We start from the raw sequence: 8,565 nt of genomic DNA, 5'->3' as shown, positions 1-8,565 counted from the left end.
AATCGGGCTCGTGGCTGAAACTGGTTAGCCACAATCCCGTCCACCTCTAGCTGCGGATTGTGATCGGAGCTGATTTCACAGACTTGTTGCAACAGGGTCTACAGTGCCTGACGCGAGAAAGCGTCACAATCGAAAGGAATCAAACAACACTCTGATGCAATCAAAGCGGATCTAGTGAAGAAATTCCACGCTGGTGGGGTGTTCAGAAAAATTTCATCGTACTCCGATAATGACAACAAGAGTTCTCTCAATTTGCACATCTTGTAGTGCATCTCCAGCTTGGCCTGTAATTCTTCCAACTCTGGATGGGAGGGCAGAACATCAAGCCCTAGAAATGGAGAAGAATGAATACACGCCCTCGGTCCGCCTACTCTACTTGTGAAGTGTAGCCAGTCATTGAAGCAATCAAAGCCATTAGGAGAAATTTCCTACCCAGGTCGACCCAGCAGGTAATGTGTGGAGTTGCCTTGTGGATCCAGATCCACAAGCAAAACTCGCTTTCCTTCCTGGGTGGCAATTGCTGCGAGATTGCGGGCAACAGTGGACTTACCAACCCCTCCCTTCCAATTATAAACGACTCGACACATCGATGAATTCAGCGGTAGTATTCACGAACATCAAGTGGCTGGGAATCCGGCAGGGGGAGACGAGACTGCAGAACACGTTGAAAGAGTTGAGCACCCTGCTGTAGCAATCGCTCTAGTGGCTTACGCTCTTCAACAGTGTGGATCTCGATCACATCAAAGCCCTCTTCCATCTTGCCGTGTAAATAGTCGTCACTCGTCATCAGCTCATCCACTAATTTCAGGTCCAAGGCTTTGGACGCCAACCAATATTCGCCTGTCGCTACTTGCTCAATATCCAAGCCCTCTCGATATTGTGTGACATGGTCCTTGAAGGCTTGATGAATCGCAGACAGATCGGCTTGGAATTTTTCACGTGCTTCCTCTGTCACTTCAGCGAAGGGAGTCACTGTACGCTTGTACTCGCCTGCTGTGAAGAGGTAGTAGTCGATTTCATTACGCTGAAGAACACGATGAAAATTCGGCACACTTGCTACAACACCAATTGAACCAAGAAAAGCGAAAGGAGCCGCAATGATTTTTTGAGCTGCGGCTGCCATCATATAGCCACCACTAGCTGCAACAGTGTCTACGCAAACTGTGCAATTTAAGCCAGCTTGACGCAATCGTAATAGCTGCGAACTGGCATAACCATACTGGGCGACAGCTCCACCAGGACTAGTCAATTGGACTACAATTTCGTCAGAAGGAAGGGCAATCTGCAGCAGGAACGATATTTCTTCGCGTAGTTGTTCAACGGCACTGGCCATTATGTTACCGGTGAAGGAAAGGACATAAACACGATTGGAGTGTTTTCCGATCACCTCTTCCGTACTCAGTCCGCTGTCCAGTTGCTCCTTGATTTTTTCCAGGGTGGTTTGGGAATCTGACTTTGCCTCTTGTTCCTCACTCTTCCCTTCTTTTTTCTGTGCCTTACGAAGTAATTTAAGCGCTGCCTTGGGTAAAAATGGATGCTTCTGGAGTTCTCGTTGAAGGGAATCTACGTCCGAGTCGAAGCGGTCGTTCAGATAACGAAAACTTAGGTGGGTTTTTAGTCGATTGCCTGGAGTTCTTTTTCGACGCCGGAAAGTACGCCACAGCATCAGCACTCCAGCAATCAAAAAAAGCAGCAGACTGACGTAGTAGAATGTGAAATAGTTGACGACAAAGTCCAGCAGAGGGGAGGCGTTTTCGGATTCCATTTGGAAGAGAAAGCGGGTTGGACGGAAGTCAGGCGACGGAAGTCTTTGACTGTGAAAAATATTATTAGAATGAACGGATTGCCCCAAAACAACAAGCCTTTTCCCTGCAGCTTAGGGAACACAGCATGATTACATTTGTCCTTCAGGCACAGGACGGCAAAGCACGAGCCGGAAAGATAGAAACCCCTAGAGGTTCGATCCATACCCCGATTTTTATGCCCGTGGGAACACTTGGAACCGTCAAGGCCATGACCCCTGAAGAATTAAAGGATATTGGGGCAGAAATCATCCTTGGAAATACCTATCATTTGCACTTACGGCCTAGTGACTCTTTAATTGCCAAGCTTGGTGGTCTGCATCGCTTCATGAACTGGGATCGGCCAATTCTGACAGACAGTGGAGGCTTTCAGGTCTTCTCCCTTGCCAAACTACACAAGCGGAGTGAGGAAGGGGTTCGCTTCCAAAGTCATTTGGACGGAAGCTCTTTCTGGTTGACCCCAGAGATTTCGGTTGGCATTCAAGAGAATCTTGGTTCTGACATCATGATGATTTTTGACGAATGTCCCAAACTGCCAGCTAGTTATGAGAAATTGCAGGAGTCTTTAGAGCTTACAACTCGCTGGGGAAGGCGTTGCAAAGAGGCGCGGAAAACTGACCAGGCACTCTTTGGCATTGTCCAGGGAGGTGGCGAACTGGATCTGCGTCGCCAAAGCCTGGAACAGATGACTGAAATTGGCTTTGACGGTTATGCATTGGGTGGTCTGAGTGTTGGAGAATCTAAAGAAGAAATGTACTACGTTCTGGACCACGTTGCTCATGAGATGCCTGCAGCAACTCCACGTTACCTGATGGGGGTCGGAGAGCCAGAAGACCTCTTGGCTGGAATTGAGGCCGGGATCGACATGTTTGACTGTGTGATGCCGACCCGAAATGCAAGAAACGGCAATCTCTTTACTTCAGAGGGTAAGGTCTCCATCAAGCAAGCTAAGTATCGTGAGGATGAACGCCCGCTGGATCCAAATTGTAAGTGCAACACCTGCCAGCATTATAGTCGAGCCTACCTGCGTCATCTTTACCAGTGTAATGAGATTCTCGCCATGCGCTTGAACACACTGCACAATCTACACTTCTATCTGCAATTGATGCGTGATTCTCGAGATGCCATTTTAGCAGGCAATTTCTCAGCTTTTCGCCACACCCAGCTACAACAATGGCAATCCGCCCAGTACCGAGAAACTCAAGATGAAGCATGAGATGTGCTGGCTTCCTTGGTTGTCTACTACTGATTGCCAGCCATGGATTTCAGAGTTCTTTTCAGATTGGACTACAGGTTCCTTTGCGCTTTGATTCTGAAAAAAAATCTGAAAAGATTCTGCGAATTGCCACCTTCAATGTTGCTTTAAGTGCTCAGCAACCCAACGGTTTGAAGCAACGGTTACGCTCCACCTCAGATCTCCAAATACAAAATATTGCAGCGATTCTGCAGAGAGTTCGTCCGAGTATTGTAATGCTCAACGAGTTCGACTTTGATGAGTCTGGTGAATCCGTCGGCTTATTGCAAAGCAACTATCTTCAGCGTTCACAACATGAGTTGAAGCCGATTTCCTATCCTCATGTCTATGTCGCTCCTTCCAACACTGGGATACCGAGCGGTTTTGACTTAGATCGTGATGGGAGGCTAGACAGTCCAGGGGATACGTTGGGATTTGGGAACTTTCCCGGCCAGTATGCTTTTGTTCTTCTCTCCCAATACGAGATGGAGAGAGAAAAAATTCGGACTTTCCAGAAATTTCTCTGGCGTGATCTTCCTGGCGCTTTGTTACCAGATCACCCCGACCGGCTGGGACAAGGGGATTGGTATTCAAAAGACGAGTTGGACATTCTGCGGCTCTCTTCCAAGAACCATGTGGACGTCCCTGTGTCGGTTCATGGGCATCGATTGCATCTACTACTATCGCACCCAACACCACCAGTTTTTGATGGGCCAGAAAACCGTAATGGTCGACGAAATCATGACGAGATTCGTTTCTGGAGTGACTACCTAAGTGGCGGGGAGCATACGAATTATTTGATTGATGATGCAGGTAAATTTGGTGGCCTGTATTCTAAAAATCTGTTTGTTGTTCTGGGAGATCTGAACGCAGATCCCGTCGATGGTGACTGTTACAATCAAGTGGTTCGCCAATTATTGGAGCATGAGCGTATTCATCCTGCCGTTTGGCATGATAATCGGGTTCCACGCAGTGAAGGTGGAAAATTCCAAAAACCCCGAAATCCTCCACACAGGGGAGATCCTGCTGAAGACACCGCTGCTTGGGGGTTACGAGTCGATTACGTGCTCCCGGCTCAGGAACTGGAAATTCTGCATGGTGGAGTTTTTTGGCCCAACCCCGATGAAACAGAGGCAACTTGGCTCAAACCAAGTTCTGATCATCGTCTCGTCTGGGTCGACTTGAAGTTGCCCTGAGTTTCGATTTCCATCAACATAGAAATTTTTCCAGATCTACTATCGACAAGATGCTGGGGTTCTACTTAAAATCAGTGTATCCCCTCCGATTTTGTATCACAAATCCTGACCACCTCGTACCCTCTTAGAAAACATGGAGATTCAGAACAACCAACTGCACCTCGGTGGACTGAGTGTGGAAGCCCTTCGTACCAACTTTGGCTCTCCTCTCTATGTCTATGAAGAGGACTCCCTTCGGAGTCAGTGTCGCCGTCTGCTGAACTGCTTTGAGGAATTACATCAACAGCAAAGACTGCAGTTACACTTCGCAATGAAGGCCAACTCCAACCCTTCAATCCTGAAGATTTTGCTAGAAGAAGGCGCTTGGATTGACGCCGTCTCTCCTTTTGAAGTGCAACTGGCACTCGACTGCAGTTACAGGCCAGAACAAATTTTGTTCACAGGTAACAACACTGCTCCAGAAGAATTGGACTTCTGCGTGGAAAATGGAGTTCCACTCAACATCGGCTCTTTATTGACGCTAGAACACTTCGGAAAGCGCTACTCTGGACAAAATATTTCATTACGGGTTAATCCAGGAGTCGGTGCTGGGCATCACGCTCACTGTATCACAGGAGGGCCACGCTCTAAGTTTGGCATCTACTATGATCAACTGGAGCAGGCTCAAGAACTGGCTCAGTGCTATAGCCTACGCATCATCGGGATTCAGTCCCACATTGGTACTGGCATTTTTGCACCTGAACCAATGTTAGAAGCGATGGAAATGATTCTTGCACTCGCAGAACGTTTCACCGAACTGGAATTCATTGATTTTGGGGGTGGCTTTGGCATTCCTTATCGTCCTGAACAACAAGAAATGGATGTAAATGCACTAGGCCAACAGATGACGGAGAGATTTGAAAAATTCTGCAAGGAATATGGTCGTCCTCTCTCAATGAAGCTCGAGCCTGGGCGCTATCTTGTTGGACCAGCTGGATTTCTGCTGTTGAGCGTCACTAACCGTAAACACACTCCCGAATATCAATTTGTTGGCACTGATTCCGGTTTTCATCACTTGGTGCGTCCAACCATGTATGGTTCCTATCACAGGATTTGGAATGCCTCCCGAATGGAAGATGAACTCGAGACAGTGGCTGTGGTGGGAAATGTCTGTGAAACTGGAGATTTTTTTAGTGTCGATCAAGGCAACATCCAACGTGACCTGCCAAAAACCGTAGTGGGAGACTGCCTTGTGATTGCAGATGCTGGAGCCTACGGTTTTTCCATGAGTTCCCAATATAATTCTCGTCCACGGCCAGCAGAAGTTTTGGTAAAAGATGGACAAGCTCAACTGATCCGTCGAGCAGAACGCTATACAGACCTGCTACGCACCACACAGGAACTGGATTAATTCACTTCATAAAGTCAACACAGACTGATCAATATCGGCAAAGGAGAAAGGGATGGAAAATTACGACTTGTGCGTACTAGGAGGAGGACCTTCGGGCTATGCTGCCGCAATGCGTGCCGTTGATTTTGGTAAGAAAGTCATTCTCGTGGAGAGAAGCCGATTGGGAGGAGCCGGGGTCTACAACGGAGCACTTTCTTCCAAGACGTTCTGGGAGCTCTCCAAGGAAATTGCCTCCATGCGTCATAAGTTGGACAGCTACGGAATGAAAATGCCTCAGATCCCCTTTGGTAGCATCTTGGAAGAGGTTGATAATGCCGTCTACGAACGTTCTGCTCAGTTGGAAGAGCACCTAAGACAAATTGTTCATCGTGATGGAGAAAATTTCCGTTTTGTCAAGGGAAGTGGTCGTTTACTCACACCAACCAAGATCGAAATGCGAGGTGAGTTTGAGCCCTACGTAGTGAAATCCCACTACACTATCATCGCGACCGGGAGCCGTCCTCGGATGCTACCCAATGTGGATGTGGACGAGTGCATCATCATGACCAGTGACGGCATGAGTGGTCTTCGTTCTTTCCCGAAGAGTCTGATCATTGTTGGGGCTGGGGTGATCGGCTGTGAGTTCGCCAGTATTTTCTCAAATTTTGGGAACACCGATGTCCGCTTGATTGCCCGAGATGACCGTATTCTTCCCTTTGAAGATGAGGATCTGACCAAAATTTTAGAGCGTAATCTTGAAAAAAGTGGGGTGACGATCCATCGACAATCCTCTCTGCTTTCCATGAAAATTGTCAGTGGAGAAGTTGAGTACGTTATTGGAACTCCGCAAGGTGAAGAAACTCATCAGGTTGAACGAGCATTGATCTCCATTGGTCGAGTACCCAACATTGAAAACACTGGAGCCCGTGAATTGGGAGTGAGACTGGATCGAGCTGGCTGCATTGACGATGAAGACACTTCCACAAACCTGTCCAACATCTACGCTGTAGGAGACATGACTGCGGATATCGCCCTTGTCAACGTAGGGGAACTCGAAGGCAGACATGCCGTGGAAAAAATCTTTGGTCAACCAGGCCGACCTCTGATCTACGAAAATATCTCTACCATTATGTTCCTCGCTCCAGAGGTCGCTGGGGTAGGAATGAACGAAGCACAGGCTCGCAAAGCAGGGGCCCCCTTCCGAGTGGCCTCCTTCGATTACCGCTGCATCCCACGCGCAATCGCAATGCGCCACAGTGAAGGTTTTTTCAAGATTGTGGTAACAGATGACGAGGAGATGCGAATACTTGGGATGCGTGCCATTGGAGAACATGCCTCCAGCGCTATCCAGGCTGTAGCCCTACTGATCTCCATGCAAAAAGGGATTGGTGAATTAGCTGAACTGATACACCCTCATCCTTCGATTATCGAAGGCATACAGGAATGTGTACGGATGCTGCTAGGTAAGTCGATTTACAAACCTGATGTTTTCTGTGAGTACCTAAGATTAAGGGCATGGCGAGACGGAAACTATGAAGAATTGGTGTGGCCACTGAAGAAAAGTGAATGAACGGACAATCTAGCTTTCTGCAATAAACCCACTCTGGAGAACCCACATGAGTCTCCCACACCAAAAGCCGCAAGCCACAGACCTTGAGCAGTGTTTATCGGAATTGAAGGCACTTCTGGGCAATCGCCTCTCTACAGCAAGCGATGTACGCCAGTTACATGGGAAAGACGCCTCCTTCCACGAGGTTCATCCACCTGATGCTGTCGCTTTCGTGGAGAGTAACGAGGAAGTTACTGAGATCGTCAAGTGTTGTGTGGGGTATCGGATTCCAATCATCCCCTTTGGTTCAGGAACATCTCTGGAGGGACACATCGCAGCACTTCATGGAGGGATTAGCCTCGATCTTTCAAGGATGAATCAAGTACTCGAAGTCAACGAAAATGATCTCGACTGTCGGATGCAAGCAGGAGTAACCCGCAAGCAACTTAACGAGCACCTACGATCAGCGAATCTGTTTTTTCCAATTGATCCTGGTGCGGATGCTTCCATTTGGAATGGTGGCAACCCGGGCTGCAGGCACCAATGCGGTCCGCTATGGAACCATGCGTGAAAATGTGTTGGGTCTGACGGTGATCAACGCTGAAGGAAGAATCCTGACCGGTACGCGTTCCCGAAAGTCTTCCGCAGGCTACGATCTGACGCGCCTATTGGTAGGCTCTGAAGGCACACTGGGCATCATTACAGAGATTCAGCTACACCTGCACGGAATTCCAGAAGCAATCTCCGCAGCTATCTGCTCTTTTGAGACTCTCGCTGGGGCAGTCAACACGGTTATCTCTGTGATGCATTCCGGGCTACCCGTAGCACGTGTAGAGTTGCTGGATGAGGTTCAGATGGATGCCCTGAATCAGTATTCCAACCTAGACTATCCCAAAAAGCCCACCCTTTTCTTTGAATTCAATGGAACGCAACGCTGGGTGGAAGAACAGTCGCAATTGGTTGGAGAACTGGCTGGTGAAAAAGGTGGGGGAAGCTTCCGGTGGGCCACCGATGAAGCAGAACGAGAGAAACCTGTGGGATGCTCGACATGATGCCTACTATGCAGCGATGGCTCTCAAACCAGGCTGTAAGGGTTGGCCTACCGATGTTTGCGTGCCTATTTCTCGACTAGCGGAGTGTATTCTAAAAACTCGGGCTGACATCGACGCATCAAACCTCATGGTACCCATTGTTGGTCATGTGGGGGATGGAAATTTTCATCTACTCTTCTTGATTGATCCAGCCAACGGGGCAGAAGATTTGAAGCAATTTCAGCAGTTGAATGATCGGTTGATTGAGCGGGCTTGAAAATGGGAGGGACTTGCACCGGTGAGCATGGTGTCGGGATAGGTAAGATTCACTACATGCGTGCCGAGCACGCAGAATCTGTGGAGATGATGTGACAGATCAAGCAG

Annotated in this window: 5 protein-coding genes and 2 pseudogenes; 5 read left to right on the top strand and 2 right to left on the bottom strand. The window is 48.4% G+C overall.

The genetic code is table 11. The features are described 5' to 3' along the window. Positions 1 to 98 precede the first annotated feature (98 nt). A pseudogene (locus P8O70_11545) lies at positions 99 to 587 on the bottom strand (ParA family protein). An 8-nt stretch (positions 588 to 595) separates the two neighbouring features. Next, complete coding sequence (sohB, locus tag P8O70_11540) at positions 596 to 1,765, bottom strand: protease SohB (protein MDG2197497.1); 1,170 nt, start codon at positions 1,763 to 1,765, stop codon at positions 596 to 598. Between the two features lie 125 nt (positions 1,766 to 1,890). On the opposite strand from sohB, the gene tgt reads away from it, so the two are divergent. From tgt to P8O70_11515, 5 genes and pseudogenes are all read left to right on the top strand, one after another. Beyond that, positions 1,891 to 3,018: a tRNA guanosine(34) transglycosylase Tgt gene (gene tgt / locus P8O70_11535; GenBank protein MDG2197496.1), complete on the top strand. Its 1,128-nt coding sequence runs from the start codon at positions 1,891 to 1,893 to the stop codon at positions 3,016 to 3,018. After that, on the top strand, positions 3,015 to 4,232 hold the full coding sequence (locus tag P8O70_11530; protein MDG2197495.1) for an endonuclease/exonuclease/phosphatase family protein: 1,218 nt from the start codon (positions 3,015 to 3,017) through the stop codon (positions 4,230 to 4,232). The genes tgt and P8O70_11530 overlap by 4 nt, the downstream gene beginning before the upstream one ends. A gap of 133 nt (positions 4,233 to 4,365) precedes the next feature. Then, positions 4,366 to 5,622, top strand: a complete 1,257-nt coding sequence (gene lysA, locus P8O70_11525) for a diaminopimelate decarboxylase (protein ID MDG2197494.1) — start codon at positions 4,366 to 4,368, stop codon at positions 5,620 to 5,622. Between the two features lie 52 nt (positions 5,623 to 5,674). Further along, positions 5,675 to 7,171, top strand: coding sequence for an NAD(P)/FAD-dependent oxidoreductase (locus P8O70_11520; protein MDG2197493.1), 1,497 nt, complete (start codon positions 5,675 to 5,677; stop codon positions 7,169 to 7,171). 46 nt (positions 7,172 to 7,217) lie between these two features. Further along, positions 7,218 to 8,553, top strand: a pseudogene (locus P8O70_11515) (FAD-linked oxidase C-terminal domain-containing protein). The last annotated feature ends 12 nt before the right edge of the window (positions 8,554 to 8,565 follow it).

The sequence above is a fragment of the SAR324 cluster bacterium genome (genome assembly GCA_029245725.1).
Lineage (GTDB): Bacteria > SAR324 > SAR324 > SAR324 > NAC60-12 > JCVI-SCAAA005.
Note: the sequence above shows the minus strand (reverse complement) of the source record. Positions and strands in the feature narration are given on the sequence as shown.